The following is a 19912-nucleotide window of genomic DNA, read 5'->3' on the forward strand; positions in this document are numbered from 1 at the left end:
CTTGTCCCGGGCGGCCGGCTTGTCCCGGGCGGCCGGCTTGTCCCGGGCGGCCGGCTTGTCCCGGGCGGCCGGCTTGTCCCGGGCGGCCGGTGCCGCCGAGTCGCCGAGTGGCCGGCGGGCGTCCGCCCTCGCCGCGATCCTGCTGGTGACGGCGCCGCTGCCGCTCTGGGCGGTGATCGCGGCTCAGAACACCGTCCCGTACGCGATCCTTGCCCTGCTGCTGGCCGCTTCCGCCACCGCCACCACCGCCGCCCGCCGCCGACCGCAGACCCAGGACCAGGTCGCGCGGGATCGGGTCGGGCGTGAACCGCGGATCGCGATGGCTGCCGCCGCCGTCGTCGTGCTCGGGGTGGCGCTGGCCGGCGGGCTGCTGACCGACCGGACCGGGACGCTCGTCGCACTCGGGGCGCTCCTGGTCGCCTCGGCCGTGACCGCCACGGCCGGGCGGGCGGGCGGCGTCCGGGGGGGCGGCACGGTCGTCTCGGTGGTCACGGGGTGGGGCGTGGCCCTGGCGGCTCCGGCGGGTGCGGTGCTCGAGGCGTACACGTTGCCCGCTGGTCTTCTGGCCCTCGCCGCCGCCCTTCTTGCCCGGCGTGCGCCGGCGCCCAGCTGGGCCTCGTTCGGGCCGGCGCTGTCGACGGCGCTGACGCCGAGCCTGGTGTCGATCCTGACCGGCGACGGGCAGCACCTGCGACGGCTGCTGCTGGGGCTCGGGGCGCTCGCGGTGCTGCTGGTGGGCGCGCGGGCCCGGCTCCGCGCTCCGGTGCTGGCCGGGGGTGCGGTGCTCGCGGTGCTGGCGGGGCACGAGTTGCTGCTGGTGTGGGACCTGGTGCCGCGGTGGATTCCGCTCGCCGCCGGTGGGGTGCTGCTGGTGGTGAGCGCCACGACGCTCGAGCGACGGCGGCGCGACCTGGCCCGGTTCCGGGGGGCGCTGGCCCGGATGGGCTGAACGGGGGAGCCGGCGCTCCCCGGTTCGGTTGCTTCCCCGGTGCGGAAGCGGCCCCAACCCTCAACCGCAGCGGTGCGATGCCGATCCGGTGGACCTGAACGTAGGACTCCCGGCAGATCGGAGCACGGATGTCGCCCGCACGGATGCAGACGTGCTTCGGCGCCTGGATCATCGCCTTGACGGCGCTGTTCTACGGCTTCCCCGAGTTCAGCATGTACTCGTGGGCCGCGATCGGTCTCTCGGCCGCCGCGGCGGTGCTGGTCGGCGTCCGGGTGCACCGGCCCGCGAAACGGCTCCCGTGGTACCTGCTGTCGGCGGTGCTGGTCAGCTTCACGGCCGGCGACACCACCTACAACGTGCTCACCGACTACCTCGGGCAGGCCAACCCGTTCCCGTCCCTGGCCGACGTGTTCTACCTGCTGGTCTACCCGATGCTGGCGGGCGCGCTGCTGATCTTCATCCGGGTCCGGGCGGGTGCCGACAACCGGGCGGCGCTGCTCGACGCGCTGGTGCCGACGGCCGGGCTGGGGCTGCTCTCCTGGGTCTTCCTGATCTCGCCGTACGTGCGTAACACCGACCTGAGCGTCCTGGACAAGCTGACCTCCACCGGCTACCCGCTCGGCGACGTGCTGGCGCTGGCGATGCTGCTGCGCCTGATCACCGCGGGCGGCCGCAAGCCGGTCGCGCTGAGCACCCTGTCCGCCGGCGGCTTCAGCCTGCTGGTCACCGACGTGGTGTACGGCCTGCGCCAGCTCGACGGCACCTGGCACGTCGGCGGCCCGGTCGACTCCGGCTGGATCCTCTTCTACGCGGCGACGGCGCTGGCCGCGCTGCACCCGTCGATGCGGGAGATGACCGCGCTGCGCTCCCCGGCGGCGGTCGTGATGGCCGGCGGCCGGCGGATCGCCGTCATGTCGGTGGCCGCCCTGATCGCCCCGGCGGTGCTGCTGGTCGAGGACCTGAGCGGCGGCGTCGACGACGCCCTGATGATCGCGACCGCCTCCGCCACGATGTTCCTGCTCGTCGTGGCGCGGGTCTCCGGCCTGCTGCAGACGCAGCGGGAGAACGCCGGCCGGGAACGGACGCTGCGCATGTCGGCGGCCGACCTGGTGGCGGCCAGCGACGAGGCGGAGGCGAGCCGGGCGGTCGGCAAGGCCATCACCGCGATCATGCCCGCCGGCGAGCCGTTCGCGATGTTCTCGCACCAGGTCGAGGCCGCCCCCGCTGACCTCAGCGGCATGCTGATCACCGGCCGGGTGCACACCGGTGACCTGCCCCGGCACGTCGCCGCCGAGCTGGGCGGATTCGAGTGGGCGCTGTACGGCGAGGTCGTCACCGCACCGGCCGGCGACGACGGCCCCAAGCTGCGCCGGCTCGCCTACCTGGCGGCCGACGAGGAACTGCTCGTCGAGGTGCAGCCGTCGTTCGAGGCGCTGATGGCGCAGGGCACGATGGCGATCGAGCGGATCGCGCTGAACACCGAGATCAACCGGCGGGCCGGCGAGGACTACTTCCGGGCGCTGATCCAGAGCGCGTCCGACGTCATCCTGATCGTCGGCGACGACGAGAACATCCGCTACGCCAGCCCGTCGGCGCTGCCGGTGTTCGGGCGTACGGACCTGGTCGGCACGTCGCTGTTCCGGCTGTTCGCCGCCACCGACCACGCCGAGCTGCGGGACCTGCTCTCCCAGGTGCTCACCGGCCGGGGCCCGCGCGACGGCGTCGACCTGACCGCGATCTCCGGCGACGACCTGCTGCTGCAGGTCGAGTGCACCTGCCGGGACCTGCGCCAGGACAAGGCCGTCAACGGTCTGGTCATCACCATCCGCGACGTCACCGAGCGCCGCCGGCTCGAGACCGACCTGGCCCACCAGGCCTTCCACGACACCCTCACCGGGCTCGCCAACCGGGCGCTGTTCCAGAACCGGCTCGAGCAGGCCGCCGCGGTGGCCGGCAAGGCGCGCGGCTCGGTCGCCGTCCTGTTCGTCGACCTCGACGACTTCAAAGAGGTCAACGACACCCTCGGGCACGCCGCCGGCGACCAGCTGCTGGTCGCGGTCGGCACACGGATCGCCGAGGTGGCCGGCCCGATGAACACGGCCGCCCGCACCGGCGGCGACGAGTTCGCCGTGCTGATGGAGCACCTCGGTGCGCCCGAGGACGCCGACGCGATCGCCGCGGCCATCGTCGCGGCGCTCGGCGAGCTGATCGAGGTCAGCGACGGCGGCGGCGGCCTGCACCTGGTCAGCGGGTCGAGCAGCGTCGGCGTCGCGACCAGCGCGGACGCGGCCGGCATCAGCGAGCTGCTGCGCCGCGCCGACGTGGCGATGTACGTGGCCAAGACCGAGGGCAAGAGCACGTGGCGCCGTTACGAGGACGCCATGCACGAGGCGATGGTGAGCCGGCTCGAGATGCGCTCGGCGCTCGTCGAGGCGGTCCCGGGTGACCAGATGCGGCTGCGTTTCCAGCCGATCGTCGACCTGAGCAACGGCGGCGTGATCGGCCTCGAGGCGCTGGTGCGCTGGCAGCACCCGGCCAAGGGGCTGCTCGGACCGAACGAGTTCATCGAGCTCTCGGAGGAGAACGGCTCGGTCGTGGCGATCGGCGGCTGGGTGCTGCGGGAGGCCCTGCTGACCCTGGTCGGCTGGCGTCGGTCGCCGATCGGCGGCCGGCTGCGCTACGTCAGCGTCAACGTCTCCGCCCGCCAGTTCCGCACCCCCGGGTTCGTCGACCAGGTGCGCGACGTGCTCCAGGAGACCGGCGCGCAACCCGAGTGGCTGCTGCTGGAGATCACCGAGAGCCTGGTGCTGCACGACGCCGAGCAGGTCTGGCGCGATCTGCGGGAGCTGCGCGCGATGGGCGTACGGATCGCGATCGACGACTTCGGCACCGGCTACTCGTCGCTGAGCTACCTCAGTCAGATGCCGGTCGACGTACTCAAGATCGACAAATCGTTCATCGACGACATCCTGCACTCGAGCCAGCAGATGGCCCTCGTCGAGACGATCGTCAGCCTCGCCCGGACCCTCGACCTGGACGTGGTCGCCGAGGGCATCGAGCTGGACGGGCACCGCCAGGCGCTCGTCGACATGGGCTGCCCCTACGGCCAGGGCTACCTCTTCTCCCGGCCGGCGACGGTCGACGAGATCGGGCAGTGGCTGGTCGCTTCTCCCGCACACCGCTAGTTCCACACCCCTTTTGTTCGGAAGGATCCACATGTCCCTCGCTCCCCTCACCGGTCTCGAGTTCGTGCAGCGCGAAGGTCGCTGGGCGGACCTGGAGCGGCTGCGTAGCGGCAACCCGATGTACGACGCCACCATCGAGGAGATCAAGGGCCGCCGCATCCGCGTCGGCGACCACTGGCTGGCCGACTTCGCGTCCTGCAACTACCTCGGCTTCGACCTGGAGCCGGAGATCATGGCGGCGATCGAGCCCGAGGTACGCCGCTGGGGCACCCACCCGAGCTGGTCGCGCCTGCTCGGCAACCCGGCGCTCTACCCGCAGATCGAGGAGCGCCTGACCGCGCTGCTCGACGCGCCGGACACCCTGGTCCTGCCGACCATCACGCACATCCACATGTCGGTGCTGCCGATCCTGGCCGGCAACGGCTACATCTTCCTCGACTCGCAGGCCCACAAGACCATCTACGACGGCAGCATGTACGCCCGGGGCCTCGGCGCCACCGTGCAGCGGTTCCGGTCCAACGACGTCGAGCACCTGCGCCAGCTGCTCCGCGCGGTCCCGGCCGGGGTGCCCAAGATCGTGGCGATGGACGGCGTGAACAGCATGACCGGCAACGCGCCCGACCTGGTGGCCTTCGCCGCGGCCTGCCGCGAGAACGGCGCGCTGCTCTACGTCGACGACGCGCACGGCTTCGGCGTCATCGGCGAGCGGGCGGCGCACGAGACCTCGCCGTACGGCCTGAAGGGCAACTCGATCGTCAAGTACTGCGGCGAGACCTACGACAACATCGTGCTCGTCGGGGGCTTCTCCAAGGCGTACTCGTCGCTGCTGGCCTTCCTGGCCCTGCCGACCTGGCTGAAGAACCACCTGAAGGTCTCCGCCCCGCCGTACCTGTACTCCGGGCCGGCCCCGACCGCGTCGCTCGCCACCGTCCTGGCCGGCTTCGACGTCAACGACAAGCGCGGCGACGACATCCGCACCGACCTGTACCGCAAGACCATGAAGGTCCTCGACCACGTGCGCGGCCTGGGCGTCTACACCCCGAACACGGGCAGCACCCCGGTCATCGAGCTGCCGCTGGCCCAGGGCGAGGACATCGACGAGGTCGGCAAGCTGCTCTGGGAGCGGGGCATCTACGTCACCCTCGCCGCCTACCCGCTGGTCCCCCGCGACCAGGTCGGCTTCCGCGCCCAGGTCACCGCGGCCAACGGCGACGACGAGCTCGACGAGCTCAACGCCGTCATCACGGAACTGGCTTCGGCCGGCAAGCTGCGCACCGTACGTTGATGGCTCTGTTCGCCGGCCCTCTGGCACCGCTGCGCCATCGGCAGTTCCGGCTGCTGTGGACCGGCATGAGTGCCTCCCTCATCGGCGACGGCATGCTGCTGGTCGCGCTCGCCTGGCAGGTCTACGACCTGTTCGGGGTGCCGGCCGCCATGTCCGCCGTGGGGGTGGCCCTGTCCCTGCCGCAGGTGGCGATGCTGCTGGTGGGCGGGGTGATCAGCGACCGCTTCGACCCACGCCAGGTCATGCTGGTCTCGGACCTGCTCCGCGGCCTGGTCATGGCCGGGGTCGCGGTGCTGTCGCTGACCGGCACGCTGACCTCGCTGTGGATGCTGCTGGGCCTGGTCATGGTCTACGGCGCCGCGGCGGGGTTCTTCGGCCCCTCGTTCGACGCGCTGGTGCCGCGGATCGTGCCGGCGGAGGACCTGGTCGAGGCGAACGCCCTCGATCAGTTCGTCCGCCCGGCAGGTCTGCAGATCTTCGGCCCGATGCTGGCCGGCGCGGTGATCGCGGTGGCCGGCGTCGGCTGGACGTTCGCCTTCGACGCGGCCACGTTCCTGTTCTCGGTGCTCTGCCTGCTGGCGATGCGCCGGGTCGCGCCCGCTCCGGCCCCCTCGCCGGAGATCTCGGACTCGCCGGGGGTGTCGATCTGGCAGGACATGCGCGAGGGGATCGGCTACGTCCGCAAGCACGTGTGGCTGTGGGGCACGTTCCTCTCGGCCACCTTCACCTACCTGCTGTTCGTCGGACCCACCGAGGTGCTGCTGCCCTACGTGATCAAGACGGAGCTGGGCGGCAGCGCCACCGCGCTCAGCCTGGTGCTCACCTCGGGCGGACTGGGCGCGATCGCGGCCGCCCTGATCGTCGGCTGGATCGGCATCCCCCGCCGGTTCATGACCTACATCTACGGCACCTGGGCGATCGCCACCCTGGCCGTCGCGGGCTACGGCCTCGGCACCCGGACCTGGCAGCTGGCCGTGGCCTGCGTCGTGGTCAACGGCCTGGAAGCGGCCGGCACCATCGCGTGGGCCACCACCAAACAGCACTTCGTCCCGACCGCCATGCTGGGCCGGGTGTCCAGCGTCGACTGGTTCGTCTCGACGGCGCTGCTCCCCCTGTCCTACGCCCTGGCCGCCCCGGTCGCCCAGTGGATCGGCGTGCGGGACACCCTGCTGGGCGCCGGCCTGCTCGGCGCCGCGGTGACCTTCGGCTTCCTGTTCCTGCCCGGCATGCGCAACCCCGAACGGCAGGCCGCCTACGAGGCCCGCCACTCCACCGGAACCCCGCGCTTGCGCACCCACGCGGAGTCCCGCGAACAGGAGATGGTCCCGGCATGACCGACCCCTCGGACGCGGTCCGCGAGCTCAGCGCCGCCTTCGCCGCGCGAGACCTGGGCGCGGCGATGGCCTGCTTCGCGAACGGCGACGACATCGGCTACGCCGGGTCGGAGAAAACCGAGACGGCCACGACCCGCGACGCCGTGACGGCGCTGCTGGGCGAGGTCTTCCGACGACCTGAGGCGTACGCGTGGACAGCCACCACCACGCTCGTGCACCGGCACGGCCCCCACGCGTACGTCCACGCCGAAGCCGACGGCGAGGTCCGCCCCGACACCGGCGGCACCGAGCCGTTCCCCTACCGCGTCTCCGGCCTGGTGGAGCTGCTCGACGGCCGCTGGCGGTGGCGCCACTGCCAGGGCAGCGAACCCACGTAGACCGCCCTCATCTCGACCCGGACCTGGACGGCCGCTCGAGCAGCCTCGCCGCGCGGCTCGAAACCCACTCCGAGTCGCACGTCCAACGCCGTCGCCAGCCGTTCCGGTACCGGCAAGGTAGGCACCGTGCCGCTGGCCTCGAACCGGGCCACCGCCGACTGCGTCATTCCCGAGGCTTTCGCCAGCTGCGTCTGGCTCCAACCGCGGCGCTCCCGAAGCTCTCGAACGGACCGCCCGAGCTCGAACGCCAGGCGCGCGGCGTCCCCCGCTCTCGCATCGCGGCCCAGCCGCTACTTTCACTCATGACCCAGCCTCCTCGTCTCCGGCATCGTGCGCCTCGTCGATACACCGCGCCGATGCCCGGCGCGCCCGGTCGATCTCCCGTTTCGGTACGCGTTCGAAGCCAGCAGAGCCGTGAGGTCGGTCATGGTGAGTCCTTCTCGATGAGCGCAACGCCTCTATGAGGGGCAGGCGCGGCAGGAGCGGCCGATGTCACGCGGACCAGGCTCGGACGATGTCATCCGGGCCCCAGATCAGATCAGCCGAACCGGCGGGGATGTCGACTCCGGAGCGACTGACGACGACCAGGCCGCTGCGGCCCGGCTCGAAGCCCGCAATCATCGGAGCCTGCCGGCGCAGTTCGTCGAGATGGTGCCGGTCGAACGGGCCGGCCTGCCATTTGACGGAGCCCGCGAACGCGATGCGGGAGGCGATCGGGGCCCGGTCCGCTCCGACCAGATCGATCTCCGGGTTGGCCTGCCGGTTCCACCAACCGCCCACCTCCCAGGTGTCGGTCCACGGCAGCTGCCCGGAGCCGGCGGCGATGGCGAGCGCGTCGCGGATGAGCGGCTCGACCGCGGTACCTCGCCACGAGGACCAGCGGGCGTCCAGCGTGGCGCGGGCGGCCACCGTCCGGTCGCGCAGAGCCAACTGCTGCACATCGCGGAGTATCGCCAGGTAGAGACGTAAGTCACTGTCAGCGATCCGGTACTGGGTCAGCTTGCTGGGTTTGGTCGAGAGCGGTTTGTCGACGGCGAGGATCCGCTTCTCGTCGACAAGCCGGTGCAGCAGTGGCGACAGCGTGCCTGAACTGACCGGACCGCCGCGGTCACCGGCCGCCGCGGCGATGTTGCTGAAGGTGCGGCCACCCGCCCCGCCCACCGCCTCCAGAACACGCCGGGCGGTGTCCGGGGCTGGGAACTCCGACGCGACGGACTGCTCGGGAACGGTGAACAGCGCCGATGTCTTGTTGGCGATCTCCGCACGCAGAAAGTCGAGGGGACGGGCCCCCGGCGACCACTCGAGGCAGATGCCCGGCAAGCCGCCCGTGATCAGATGAGCATCGATGGCATCCGCGCCGGTCAAGCCGGTCACCGCGGCGGTCTCGGCGAGGTGGAAGGGCCCGAGGACCATGTTGGTGGCCCGGCCGTGGAACGGCCGGTCGTACTCGGTGAACCGCTGCATCATGTGCAGGTCGCTGCCGAGAAGCAGCAGGAGCACGGGCTTGCGGGAAAGAAGCCGGTCCCAGGCCACCTGCAGATGTCCGTCGAATGTCTCATCCTGCTCGGAGATCCACGGCAGTTCGTCGAGCACGACGATGCTCGGGGTGTCCGGCAAGACACCGGCGAGGATCCGCAGCATGTCGCCCCAGCCACCCGACGGCGGCTGCGACGGCAACAGATCCCGGCCGGCCGGGCTGAGCAACGACGAGTCGCGCAGGGCAGTCAGGAATTGGCCGACCGCTTCCGTCTTACTTAAGAATCTATCAGCCGAGGCGTTGTGCCGGGTCCGGGCTCAGCGTTCACCGCGGACGGCCCGGCAAGTGGAACATCCATCGATAACCTTGACAGTCTTCACCTCGGCCTCCTAGGTTTCGGTAAGTATCGAGCCTCAGCCGGAAGTTTCGGGATCACCGCCACGTGGCTGGTTCAGCCGGCGATCGCTGACCGGCATGGCCGGCAGCGACCGGCCGGACCCGCCGCTCGGGGAAGGGTGACGTGTTCGGCCACTGATGCGGCCTCGAGCTAAGACGAGCGCCGTCGGCAGGTTGCCGCCCGAGAAGGAGCAGACACCGAGCAATGAAGAGTGACAGATCGCCGATCGGCGCCTTTCGCGGCCTCGCCGCCCTGGTCCTGCTCCCGGTACTCGCCGTTCCGGTCCCGGCCGTCGCGGCCGGGATGAGCCCTTCCGGCAATGTCGAGGCAGCAGCGCCGGGAAGCCTCCATGATCGCGGAATTCTCGCTGAACTGCGGGAGCTCGTCGCGCAAGCCGAGGCTCTGCGGGCCGGCAGCGCGCAGTTCCCGCTCCAGATCTCGCGGACCGGCGACGGGTCCGACGTGGACAAAGGACTCCCCTGGGTGTACGCGGATGAGACCAAGGATCTCGACAGCGCGCTGCGGTTCGCCCGCCGGGCGCGCGCCGCCCACGCGGCCGAGGCCAAGGCGCGGCTCGAGAAAGCGATGGCGGAGTTCGCCGGCAAGATCAAGGCGGACGGATCGAACCCGTACTTCCGCCTCGACCCGGGGCCGGGCAAACTCCCGCTGCAGATCGCCGCCCCCACCGGCACCTGGACCACGGCGAAGCCGCTCGACAGCCGCGTCCCGGCCGACTTCGCCGGCGGCACGTTCGAGAAGATCCCCTACCCCTTCGCGGATTCCGCGGGCCAGGCCGACGTACTGAAGATCAATTACGTTCACAACGGGACGAGTACGTTCGGTGGTATCACCGTCCAGTCTCCGCTGTCCCCGGCGGTGAACGTCCCCGAAGGCGCCACCATCGAGTTCGATGTGTACTACCCGAAGAGCGCGCAGGGCAAGTACATGCGGTGGCGGATGCGGAACATCAGCTCCGACCTCGACAGCTACCTCCGCGATTACGAGTACAACAACCTCAACCCCGACTGGGTCGGCAGCTACCAGGGGGAGACCTGGTTCAAGGCCCACCACAGCGTCAACGCCTCGGTGGGGATGTCCTCGAACTTCACCCTCGAACTGCACGGCGAGACCGGCCGGCCGGCGGAGACCGGGACGCTCCTCGCCGCCAACTTCAAGATCACCGCGCCCGATCCGAACGGCGTGGCGCTTCCCGATGTGGTCAACGCCGAGAACCAGAGTGCCGTGGCGCCGCTGAAGAGCGTCTACAACCGGAAGAATGACCGGTTCATGGTCGGCTCGATCGGAACCGGGCCGGTGACCGGAACCCGGGCCCGGCACTACGAGATCTTCGTCGACGGCAACAACCTCAAGGCCGAGGGCACCCACCCCCGCGGGCCGAGCTGGTTGAAGAGCACCACCGGCGAGGCGCTGGGCGGCGCGAGCACCACGCCGGGCCTGGCCGAGTTCAGCTTCCCGACCAGCGCCTACCAGGCGATCAGGGACTCCGGGACGCCCGGCGAGTTCAAGTCCCACGGTCACGTCCTGGCCTGGTACAACCAAGCCCCGGCCTGGATGCGGCAAATCGTTCCGGCGACCCTGCCCGCCGGGTACAACGGCACCACCGATTTCTACGGGCTGGGCAACGGGGTCACCACCCGGGTCCCGGTGGACAAGGAAACGGCCAGGCGAGTGCAGTTCGACCACACGACGTACGTCATGCGGCATTTCCTGTCGACGGACGAGAAGTACGGCTCGAGCGCGGCCCGCGGGGTGATCCCCTTCAACTCGTGGGACGTCCTCAACGAGGAGGTCCACGAGAGCCGCCACAGCGAACTCATCCCGCAGGACCCGAACAGCTGGCGAGCGAGCCTCAAGCACACCAACTGGCTCGCGGCGATGTCGGACGACCGGATCGGTGGCGACCTCAAGGAGCACTACGTCTACCTGCTCTTCAAGTACGCGCACATCGCCGCCCCGAACAAGCGGATGGCGGCGGCCTACAAGGCCAACTTCGCCGACCTGCCGGAGTACATGAAGAGCGACGGGAACGACACGAACGGCAGCATCGACGCGTACGTCGTCGCCAGACCGCCGAAGCTGACCTACAACGACTACGGCATCGCCACCCGCAGCAAGGCCCGGACCGTCTACAACATGGTTCGCGCGCTGAACACCTCGTGGCGTTCCGACCCGCTGTACGACGGACGGCCGCTCATCGAGGACATCGGCATCCAGGGACACGACTCCCTGGGCAAGACCCTGGCCAGCGACAACCAGTACGCCATGGCTCTGTACGCCACTCTCGTCGACCAGAAGCTCCTGTCCGGCATCTCCTACTCGGAGTTCGACCTCAAGCTGCCGACCAGTGCGCCGGGCGGCGGCGCGGTCGCTCCGGCCACGCTCAACGTCCGGCAGTCGGACGCCCTCGGCTACCAGTACGCGCTGATGTACAAGCTGTTCACCAAGTTCGCCCCGTACGTCGATCACGTCATCAGCTGGGGCGTGTCCGGCTCGGGATGGCAGGGAAGTTACGTCCTGTTCGACGGGCAGGAAAACGCCGATTCCGGCTACTACGGTGCCGTGAAGCCGAACAGGTTCATTCTCGGTCACTCGTATCTGGACGACTACTTCGCCGGTGAGTACGAGAAGATCAAGAAGGGCTACCGGATCGATCTCGGCGATCTCGGAACCTACCGGCGCTGATCGGCCGGCGCTGATCGGCCGGCGCTGATCGGCCGGCGTGCAGCGGGCGAAGCAGGCACCCTCGACTCGTCGGGCGGTGCCTGCTTCTCGTCCTATTGTCCGGCGCCTCGATGACGCGCCGTTGCGCACCACTGCAAAGCATCGCCTTATCGCAGGTCAGATCATTGAGTGACGTGACTCTCTCCCACTATCCGGGATCTCTGGTCGTCCACAACGGAAGGTGAAGATTATGCTGCGTCCAGGTAAGCAATTGGTGAACAAAAGGTTTCTCCTGAATCTCGGAGAAATCTGACAGGAGACCGGGGACGCGACGTCTTCCGCACTCCGTCATCGGCGCGACGCGGCGCCTCATGCTCTTGGTTCAACACGGGGTGGAGCATAGGTTGCATTTCTTGGTAATGCAGCGTCCCGGGTCGACGGGACGTTATGTGGATTGGCTACGGGAGGCTTCGCCGAATTCTCGGGTGACGGTGCTGACCGGTGAATCCGGCGACAACGGCCGGCCGGCACCAGCCGGTGTCCGAGTCGAAAGAGTAACGGAATACGAATCCCCGGACGCATTGGCCCGACTTTTCGAGCTGTGCTCCGAGGCGCCGCCCGATCGCATCATCATCAATTCGGAACGTGATGTCCTGCGGGCCGCCGAGGCGCGCAGCCTCTTCGGTGTGCACGGGATGACCTCGGACGTCGCGGTGATGTTCCGCGACAAGGTCCGGATGAAGGAACTGCTGGCCGGCTGCGGGTTGCCGGTCGTGCCGTACCGGGCGGTGCGGTGCGTCGGCGACGTCCTCGCGGCCCGGCGGGAGTTCGGCGCGATCGTCGTCAAGCCGCGAGACGGTGTCGGCTCGGTCGGCGTCCACGTCCTGCGGTCCGGGCCGGAGCTTCTCGACGCGTTGCGGTCGGACCCCGCACTGGTGCTCGCCCTCTCGTCAGGCACCCTGATGGTGGAGAAGTACATCGAGGGCGCGGTGTTCCACGTCGACGTGATCGTCGGGGCCGATGGGGCGCCGGTGCTGGTCTCGCCGTCGCGGTACACGGTGCCGCCGCATCGCTTTCGCACCGAGAACCTCGGTTCGGTGATGCTCGACGAAGGCGACGGCACGTTCCGTGCTCTGGACGCCGCGGCCCGCGAGTTCGTCGCGGCGCTGCCCGGCGGGTGCGGGGCGACGGCTCTGCACATCGAGTTCCTGGCCGACCCGCAAGGGCGCCTGCACGCCGGTGAGGTCGCCGCCCGCATCGGCGGCGCCCTGGTGAAGGACTCCATCAGATTCAGTTTCGGAGTGGACATCTCGCAGATGTCCTGCCTGATCTCGGCGGGTATCACGCCGAGCGTTCCGGAACTGTCCAGGAAAGGACCGCAGGTCGGCTGGATCATCCAGAACGGCGGGCCGGAGTTGTCCTTCCCGGCTGATTCGCCGGATTGGGTGCTGCATCAGGAGATGCCGGGCCGGGCCGGTGCGGCGAGGAATTCGGTAGACGCGGCCGCCCGTTTCGTGGTGGCCGGCGAGGACGAGAAGGTGATCGTCGATCGAATGAAGCAGTTGTCACGCGCAGTTTAGTTTCGATACGGGGGAGCAGTACAGCATGTCTGATTTCGTGTACGACATCGTGGGCGTCGGTTTCGGCCCGTCCAATCTCGCGATCGCCATCGCCGCCGAGGAATCCGGCCGGCCGGTGGAATCGTTCTTCTTCGACCGCAAGCCGGAATTCGCCTGGCACGAGGGACTGATGTTCGCCGGGGCGGAGATGCAGGTCTCCTTCCTGAAGGACCTCATCACCATGCGCAATCCGCGCAGCGATTACTCGTTCCTGAACTACCTGGCGCAGGCCGGCCGGCTGCCCACGTTCGTCAACCTGCGCACCTTCTACCCGACCCGGGTCGAGTTCAACGACTACTACCGGTGGGTGGCGGCGCAGTTCGCGGACCGCACGCAATGGGGAACCGACGTGGTGGCGGTACGCCCGGTGAAGGACGCGACCGGCGGTGTCGAGCTGCTGGAGATCGTCGTCCGGGAGTTGGCCACGGGTGCCGAACGGACCGTCCTCGGCCGGAACCTGGTGGTCGCCCCGGGCGGGACGCCCCACCTGCCGGCCCGGGTGGAGCGAAGCGACCGGGTGTTCCACGCGTCGGAGACCGCGCTGCGGATGCCGCGGGACTTCGCGGACGGCGAGGCGCCGCACCGGTTCGTGATCGCCGGAGCGGGACAGACCGCCGCCGACGTGTTCATGTACCTGCGGCGCGCCTACCCCAACGCCCGGATCGACCAGGTGATCAGGGGCTTCGCGATTCGTCCCGAGGACGACACGCACTTCGTCAACGAGCTCTTCGCGCCGCACATGCCCGACTGGTTCTACCGGCAGCGCGACGACTTCCGCGCCGGCGTGCTCGACACCTACGGGCTCGCCGCGCACACCGGGGTCAGCTACGACATGATTCCCGCGATCTACCGGGAGCACTACGAGGACTCGGTCGTCGGCGGCGACGCGCTCCGCCTGCACCGGTTCACCGAACTGACGTCCGCCCGCGAGGAGAACGACCGTGCCGTCGTGGGCCTGCGCCGCCTGGACTCCGGCAAGACGGCATCGCTGGAATGCGACGCGGTGATCCTGGCGACCGGCTACCGCTACCCGATGCCGATCCCGCTGCTCGACGGCCTGCGCGACCACCTGATCCTGGCCGAGCCGGGACGTTACGCCCTGCGCCGCAGCTACGACATCGAGACGGCGGAGAGCTTCCAGCCGAAGATCTTCCTGCAGGGGTACGCCGAGGCCACCCACGGATTCAGCGAGGTGCTGCTGTCCCTGATGCCCTTCCGCGCGGCCGAGATCGTCGAGGCCGCCGAGACCGGCGTTCCCGTCACGGCCGGGGTCTGACGATGACCGACACCCGCACCACCCTGCCGGACGTGCCGCTCAGCGGCCGGATCCGGCCGGGCACGGCGGCCGAGCTGGCCGCGGTCACCGCCCTGATCGAGCACCGCGCCGACGACCAGGCCGTCGTCTTCGCCTACCCCGGGCACGGGGTGGGCGAGCGATACAGCGAACTGTCCGGATGCACCAACCAGATGCTGCTGCTGTCGAGCGCCCAGCACGAGCTGCAGCGGCTGGGCATCGGGGTGGCCGCGCTCAGCACCGAACCGAGCGCCCGGCACGCCCATCTGGACCCCGCGCTGACCAGCCGGATCCGCCGGGCCGACGCGGCCGCGGCCGGCGTCCTGCCGCATGTCGACCGGGCCGGCGAGCGTTACCTGACCCGCTGGACGGTCATCCTCGGCGGCCGGTGGCACGGCACCCTCATCGAGGAGATCGAGGACAGCGTCGAGCACACCCGGGCGGTCATCGACCTCCTGGTGGCGACCCGCCTGCAGAGCTGGGCCGCGGTGGCCGGCATCGAGGCGCAGGACGCCCGGGTCACCGCCTCCTACGCCAACGGCGCCGATTCGGTCGGCATCGTGGCCTTCGGTGGTCACCCGCCGATCGTGGCGAAGGTGGGTCCCCGCGACGTGATCACCGCCGAGGCCGATTTCGTCGATCTGGTGAACGGGCGGCTGCGGGACGCCGGACGGCCGGAACTCTTCCCGCTGCGCTTCGGCACGCTCGTCGACGGCACGATCGCGACCAGCCTGATGGAACAGGTCGACCCCACCACCATGGACGAGGTCGTCTTCGCCGACGGCGGGCGCTGGCAGTTGCGGCCGGACGCGGTGGCCACCCTGCGGCCGCACCTGGACCTGTTGCGGCAGTTCTACCGGTCGTCGGCGGAGCAACGACCGCCGACGGTCGGCGACTACCTGTACCGGCAGCGCTTCCACGAGATCGTCCGGCATCCCGGCTTCCGCGGGTCGTTCGCGGCGTTCCTGCCGGGCTGGTCGCTCGCCGGGTTCCTGGACGCCGGCCTGCGCCTGCCCGGCGGGCGTGTGCTGCCGTCGTACCGGGAATCGCTCGCCCTGCTCGACGATCTCGCGCCGGGTCTGCTCCCGGCCGCGGGCAGCCTGGTGCACGGCGACGTTCATCTCCGGAACATGATGCGCCGGGCCGACGGCACCCCGGTCTTCGTCGATCCGCGCACGATCTGGGACGGGGTGGACCGCCCGGACATCGGCTACGGCGACCCCGTGTACGACTACGCGACGTTGTTGCACAGCGCCCTGCCGATGAGCGGCATCCTGACGGCGATCGCTGCCGGGACCGCGGCCGGGCTGCTCGCCGGGCTCCCGGCGGCCCCGGCGGACGGGGTTCTCGACCTCACCGGCCTGACCACCCCGTTCCGGCTCGACGCCGGCCTTCGCGAGCTGGAGACCTGCCTGGTCACCGCCTCGGCGGAGACCGGCGGCCCGAAGGCCCGCGCCCGGCTGCACGTGGGCGCCGCCAACGCCCTCGCCGGTTGGCTGAAGTACGAGCAGGCGCTTCGCCACCCGGCGGCCTGGCTGGCCGTCTACGCCTACGTCCTGTGGTACCTGGACCGGGCCGCCACCAGCGTCACGGAGAGCGCATGAGCCACCTCCTGCTGATCAACTCGGGCAAGGCCGAGGCGCTCGGCGAGCTGCGAGCCGTCGTGCCCGAGGCGAGGGTCACGGTGCTGACCGAGCCCGCCTACCGGCCGCAGTACCCGGCGGGCACGGATCTGGTGTTCGTGGGCGACATCGGTGACCTGACCGCGGTCCGCAAGGCCGTGCTAGCCCTGTCGGCGACGAACCCGGTGGACCACGTGGTGTCGCCGTCGGAGCGCAGCATGCCGGCCGGCGGGTTCCTGCGGTCCTACCTCGGTCTGCCGGGCACCGGGTTCGATGTCGCCAACCGGTTCACCAACAAAGCCGTCATGAAGCGGGCTCTCACCGACCTCGGGCTGCCGGTCGCCGCGCACCGGGTCGTGTCCGGCCTGCCGGCCGCCGTGCGGGCCGCTGCGGAGCTCGGCGGCCCGGTCGTGGTCAAGCCGGCCTTCGGCACCGGATCGATGAACGTGCACGGCTTCGATTCCCCGGCCCGGCTGGCCGAGTTCGCGACGTCCGCCGCCGCGGACAAGCTCCGGAACGCGGGCTGCCCGCTGCTGGTGGAAGAGAAGATCGCGATGTCGGCGGAGTACCACGCGGACGCCGTGATCGTCGGGTCCGAGGTGCGTTTCTGCTCCGTGGGCCGATATCTGGTCCCGCAGCTGGACCCGGTCGGCCGGCTCAACGGGTCGGCCATCGTGCCGGCCGACAGCCCGGCGGCGGCCGCGGTCCGGGCTCTGCACGAACAGGTGGCGCTCGGGCTCGGCCTGCGCGACGGAGTGACCCACTGCGAGATCTACGAGACCCCGGCCGGCCTCGTGGTCGGGGAGATCTCCTGCCGGCCCGCCGGCGGCGGCATCGCCGACGCCATCAAGACGCAGTACGGCGTGGACATCTGGGACGCCTTCAATCGGCTGGCGCTCGGCCTGCCCGTTGCCTTGCCACCAGCGGGTCGAGCCGTCGGCGGGATCGTGGCCGTCTGTCTGCTGCCGGTCCGTCCCGGCCGGGTGCTGCGGGTGACGCCGGCCGAGGAACTCGAGGCCCTCGACGGGGTGCTCAGCGTCTCGATGAAGGTCGGGCCGGGCAGCGTGATCGGCACTCGCCTGCACTCGGCGTCCACCGCCGGGATCCTGCTGCTCGAGGCTCCCGACGAGGAGACGCTGGGCAAGCGGGTCGACCGCGTGGTCGAGCAGTTCCGTCTCGATGTCGAGGCGCTGTGCGGCGACTGATCCGGCAACTGGCGCCGCCGGCCGGCGTGGTCCGGGTGCTCGCGCTGGGCAACCTGATCCGCACCGTCGGCACCGGCGTCGTGATGTCCATGAGCGTGCTCTACTTCGTCGGCCCGGTCGGTCTGCCCGTGCACACGGTCGGACTGGGGATGAGCTGTGCCGCGGTGCTGGCCATGATGGCCAGCGTGCCGGCCGGGCACCTCGCCGACGTGCTCGGCGCCCGGCGGGCCGCCCAGTTCTTCGTGATCGCTCAGGGCCTCGCGGTCGGGACCTACCTCGTCGTGGACAGCGGCGCGGCCTTCTTCGCGGCGGCGGCGCTGACCGCCGTCGCGGACGCCGGTTCGAGCGCGGCCCGGGGCGCGCTCGTCGCGGCGAGCGTGCCCACCGCGGAGCGGGTACGCGCCCGCGCCTACCTGCGGACGGCGACGAATCTCGGGGTGTCGCTGGGCGCCGGGGCCGGCGCCTTGGCTCTCGCCGTGGACACCCGCGGAGGCTACCTGACGGCCCTGGCGTTCGCCGGGCTCTGCTTCCTCGCGAGCGCGGTGACCACCACGTTCGTCCCGGCCGTCGCGACGGTCCGGGCCGCCGCGGGCACCCGGCACAGCGTCCTGCACGTGTTCACCGACCGCCGCTTCCTGGCGGTGGCGGCCCTGAACGTCGTGCTGGCCACCAACGCCGGCCTGCTCACGGTGGCGTTGCCACTGTGGATCTCCGCCCACACCGAAGCACCCACCGCGCTCTACCCGTTGCTCCTGCTCGTCAACACGGTGCTGGTGGTACTGCTGCAGCTCCGGTTCGCCAGGCTGGCGAACGATGCCCGGCAGGGTGCCCGGGCGCTGCGCTGGGCGAGTACGGCCCTCGCGGTGTGCTGCCTCGTGTTCGCGGCGGCGGGCGCACTGCCGGGCCGGCTCGCGGTCCTCGTCCTGGTCATCGGGACGGTCGTCCACGTGGTCGGCGAACTGCTGCACAGCACCGGGGCCTGGGCGGTGTCCTACGACCTGGCACCGCCCCATGCCCAGGGGCAGTACCAGGGACTCTTCGGCATGACGTCGCAGATCGCCGGGGCACTCGTCCCGCTCGGCGCCAGCCTGCTGATCGTCGACTGGGGCTGGCCCGGCTGGCTGGTCTTCGCCCTGGCACTGCTGGCAGCGGGCCTGGCGATGCCGTTGGCCGTACGGATCCGGCCGGCTCCCGATCGAGCGCTGCCCGCCGTCAGCTGATGACTCTCCTGACCCAGGCGCAGTTCCGCTCCGGCAAGATGCCACGGCGGATTGTCGTTGTCCATCCCGACTTCGGTCGCTAGCGGCTACCGCGGGTGTTCAAGGCGGTAGTCCTTCGGACGGGCGCTGAGGTCCTGGCCAGCTCGCGCACTCAGGCTTTTTGGGCCAGGCCGGTATCCACCAACGATGTCGAGCTCGAGTTCGCGCGTCCTGCTGTCGGTCGGGTGCTTCCATTTGACGACTGCGGGGACGTTTGGCCAGTTCAAGGGGTATCCGGCCAGCCCGTCAGCCTGATTTACACCCGCCTTCAGCCACCTCGGACGGCTGCGCTACCAGGCCGGGGGACCAAGATGGCGTCGCACTTCCGCCGCGAATCTGGGCACGCCGGTGCGTTGCAGAAGGACGAGGACCTCCGGCACGGTGTTCGGCGCTCGTCGGTAGGACGCGGCTTGGTGACGGAGCACGTCCATGGTCAAGCCGGGGTAGAGATCGAGTTGGTCGAGGAGGAAATCGTCGGAGTGGATGGCCGCGATGTCGTAGGGCTTGAGGGCCGGCTCGAGGGAATGACCGGCTCATCTGGCCGAGCCGCCGATCGACCCGATCCGGTGGTAGCCCACGCTTGGTGAGGTTGCGACTTAGTTCGGCGAAGACGTCGGCCGACCAGAGCGGCCGGTATGCGGAGGCTTCGGCGAGGCGAAGCAGGGTGTCGCACAGGTATGCCGGGTAGAGCACGCAGGTGTCAAGGAACGCGGGAAACGCCACCATGACCGGCTGTCACCTCGACGGCGGGGAGTCGAGGGTGATCTCGTACAGGTCGTCGTCCTCGGCGTCGGCTGCCATCTGGTCCAGGGCCCGGCGGCGTTCGGTGCGGGTGCGTTCGGAGTAGTCGAGGATGTCACGCAGCAGAACTCGCCGATGCCGGCCGCGCAGGCTGTGCGGGATCTCGCCGTCGGTGAGCAGGCGGACCAGCGTGGGTCGTGAGATGTTGAGCAGGTCAGCGGCCTCTTGGGTGGTCAGCATCGTGTTGTGCGGGGCGATCGAGATGGCCATCCCCTGGGACAGGGCGCCGACGACGTCGCGTAGCAGTTCGTAGAGTTCGGCGGGGAGGTCGAGCTGCGAGCCGTCCGGGCCCACCAGCTTCGCTCGGGCGGGGGCCTCGGCGGCGGCCATACCGCGCGCGAAGCGCACCAGGTCGGCGGGGTTTTCCGGGGGCAGAACGGTCCGTTCACGCAGGGTGCTCGACATGAAGCCAGCATACCGCTATTC

The 19912-nt window shown here is 70.2% G+C and carries 15 protein-coding genes; 11 read left to right on the forward strand and 4 right to left on the reverse strand.

The features are described 5' to 3' along the window. The 5 genes from Afe05nite_RS12700 to Afe05nite_RS12720 form a co-directional block, all read left to right on the forward strand. Positions 1–949: SCO7613 C-terminal domain-containing membrane protein (locus tag Afe05nite_RS12700; protein ID WP_369077023.1), on the forward strand; the 949-nt coding region annotated here is incomplete at its 5' end. 128 nt (positions 950–1077) lie between these two features. After that, the gene (locus tag Afe05nite_RS12705; RefSeq protein ID WP_203817255.1) at positions 1078–4134 is read left to right on the forward strand and encodes a putative bifunctional diguanylate cyclase/phosphodiesterase; all 3057 of its coding nucleotides are present in this window, start codon (positions 1078–1080) and stop codon (positions 4132–4134) included. A gap of 31 nt (positions 4135–4165) precedes the next feature. Beyond that, positions 4166–5419, forward strand: a complete 1254-nt coding sequence (locus Afe05nite_RS12710; protein ID WP_203817256.1) for an aminotransferase class I/II-fold pyridoxal phosphate-dependent enzyme — start codon at positions 4166–4168, stop codon at positions 5417–5419. After that, on the forward strand, positions 5419–6753 hold the full coding sequence (locus Afe05nite_RS12715) for an MFS transporter (protein ID WP_203817257.1): 1335 nt from the start codon (positions 5419–5421) through the stop codon (positions 6751–6753). Before Afe05nite_RS12710 ends, Afe05nite_RS12715 begins: the two co-directional genes overlap by 1 nt. Beyond that, entirely contained in the window at positions 6750–7130 is a 381-nt protein-coding gene (locus tag Afe05nite_RS12720) for a nuclear transport factor 2 family protein (RefSeq protein ID WP_203817258.1), read from the forward strand. The genes Afe05nite_RS12715 and Afe05nite_RS12720 overlap by 4 nt, the downstream gene beginning before the upstream one ends. Here the strand turns inward: Afe05nite_RS12720 and Afe05nite_RS44920 are convergent. Together Afe05nite_RS44920 and Afe05nite_RS12730 are read right to left on the reverse strand one after the other, a co-directional pair. After that, complete coding sequence (locus Afe05nite_RS44920) at positions 7052–7417, reverse strand: helix-turn-helix domain-containing protein (RefSeq protein WP_203817292.1); 366 nt, start codon at positions 7415–7417, stop codon at positions 7052–7054. The two genes, Afe05nite_RS12720 and Afe05nite_RS44920, sit on opposite strands and share 79 nt — an antisense overlap. 205 nt (positions 7418–7622) lie before the next feature. After that, the gene (locus Afe05nite_RS12730) at positions 7623–8771 is read right to left on the reverse strand and encodes an ATP-binding protein (RefSeq protein ID WP_239117771.1); all 1149 of its coding nucleotides are present in this window, start codon (positions 8769–8771) and stop codon (positions 7623–7625) included. 437 nt (positions 8772–9208) lie between these two features. On the opposite strand from Afe05nite_RS12730, the gene Afe05nite_RS12735 reads away from it, so the two are divergent. The 6 genes from Afe05nite_RS12735 to Afe05nite_RS12760 all read left to right on the forward strand — a co-directional run bounded on the left by Afe05nite_RS12735 (position 9209) and on the right by Afe05nite_RS12760 (position 18646). Continuing rightward, positions 9209–11707 carry an endo-1,4-beta-xylanase gene (locus Afe05nite_RS12735; RefSeq protein ID WP_203817259.1) on the forward strand — a complete coding sequence of 833 codons (2499 nt, stop codon included), beginning with the start codon at positions 9209–9211 and terminating at the stop codon, positions 11705–11707. Positions 11708–12267: 560 nt separating this feature from the next. After that, positions 12268–13266 (forward strand): ATP-grasp domain-containing protein, encoded by a 999-nt coding sequence (locus Afe05nite_RS12740; protein ID WP_203817260.1) that lies wholly within the window; start codon positions 12268–12270, stop codon positions 13264–13266. Between the two features lie 25 nt (positions 13267–13291). Beyond that, a complete protein-coding gene (locus Afe05nite_RS12745; protein ID WP_203817261.1) occupies positions 13292–14581 on the forward strand; it encodes a lysine N(6)-hydroxylase/L-ornithine N(5)-oxygenase family protein in 1290 nt (429 codons plus the stop codon). A 2-nt stretch (positions 14582–14583) separates the two neighbouring features. Beyond that, entirely contained in the window at positions 14584–16203 is a 1620-nt protein-coding gene (locus Afe05nite_RS12750) for a phosphotransferase family protein (protein WP_203817262.1), read from the forward strand. Next, entirely contained in the window at positions 16200–17426 is a 1227-nt protein-coding gene (locus Afe05nite_RS12755; protein ID WP_203817263.1) for an ATP-grasp domain-containing protein, read from the forward strand. Before Afe05nite_RS12750 ends, Afe05nite_RS12755 begins: the two co-directional genes overlap by 4 nt. Then, a complete protein-coding gene (locus Afe05nite_RS12760; RefSeq protein WP_203817264.1) occupies positions 17414–18646 on the forward strand; it encodes an MFS transporter in 1233 nt (410 codons plus the stop codon). The genes Afe05nite_RS12755 and Afe05nite_RS12760 overlap by 13 nt, the downstream gene beginning before the upstream one ends. Positions 18647–18975: 329 nt before the next feature. Here the strand turns inward: Afe05nite_RS12760 and Afe05nite_RS45190 are convergent, their stop codons facing one another. Together Afe05nite_RS45190 and Afe05nite_RS12765 are read right to left on the reverse strand one after the other, a co-directional pair. Further along, complete coding sequence (locus Afe05nite_RS45190; protein ID WP_498371340.1) at positions 18976–19116, reverse strand: VapC50 family PIN domain-containing toxin; 141 nt, start codon at positions 19114–19116, stop codon at positions 18976–18978. Between the two features lie 304 nt (positions 19117–19420). After that, on the reverse strand, positions 19421–19891 hold the full coding sequence (locus Afe05nite_RS12765) for a helix-turn-helix domain-containing protein (RefSeq protein ID WP_203817265.1): 471 nt from the start codon (positions 19889–19891) through the stop codon (positions 19421–19423). Between the last annotated feature and the right edge of the window lie 21 nt (positions 19892–19912).

Origin of the sequence: Paractinoplanes ferrugineus (assembly GCF_016862195.1) — a bacterium.
GTDB classification, from domain to species: Bacteria; Actinomycetota; Actinomycetes; order Mycobacteriales; family Micromonosporaceae; genus Actinoplanes; species Actinoplanes ferrugineus.

Coding starts and splice junctions, on each gene's coding strand:
- Afe05nite_RS12705 (WP_203817255.1), top strand. CDS start 1,078: ATGTCGCCCGCACGGATGCAGACGTGCTTCGGCGCCTGGATCATCGCC.
- Afe05nite_RS12710 (WP_203817256.1), top strand. CDS start 4,166: ATGTCCCTCGCTCCCCTCACCGGTCTCGAGTTCGTGCAGCGCGAAGGT.
- Afe05nite_RS12715 (WP_203817257.1), top strand. CDS start 5,419: ATGGCTCTGTTCGCCGGCCCTCTGGCACCGCTGCGCCATCGGCAGTTC.
- Afe05nite_RS12720 (WP_203817258.1), top strand. CDS start 6,750: ATGACCGACCCCTCGGACGCGGTCCGCGAGCTCAGCGCCGCCTTCGCC.
- Afe05nite_RS12730 (WP_239117771.1), bottom strand. CDS start 8,771: ATGCTGCGGATCCTCGCCGGTGTCTTGCCGGACACCCCGAGCATCGTC.
- Afe05nite_RS12735 (WP_203817259.1), top strand. CDS start 9,209: ATGAAGAGTGACAGATCGCCGATCGGCGCCTTTCGCGGCCTCGCCGCC.
- Afe05nite_RS12745 (WP_203817261.1), top strand. CDS start 13,292: ATGTCTGATTTCGTGTACGACATCGTGGGCGTCGGTTTCGGCCCGTCC.
- Afe05nite_RS12750 (WP_203817262.1), top strand. CDS start 14,584: ATGACCGACACCCGCACCACCCTGCCGGACGTGCCGCTCAGCGGCCGG.
- Afe05nite_RS12755 (WP_203817263.1), top strand. CDS start 16,200: ATGAGCCACCTCCTGCTGATCAACTCGGGCAAGGCCGAGGCGCTCGGC.
- Afe05nite_RS45190 (WP_498371340.1), bottom strand. CDS start 19,116: ATGGACGTGCTCCGTCACCAAGCCGCGTCCTACCGACGAGCGCCGAAC.
- Afe05nite_RS12765 (WP_203817265.1), bottom strand. CDS start 19,891: ATGTCGAGCACCCTGCGTGAACGGACCGTTCTGCCCCCGGAAAACCCC.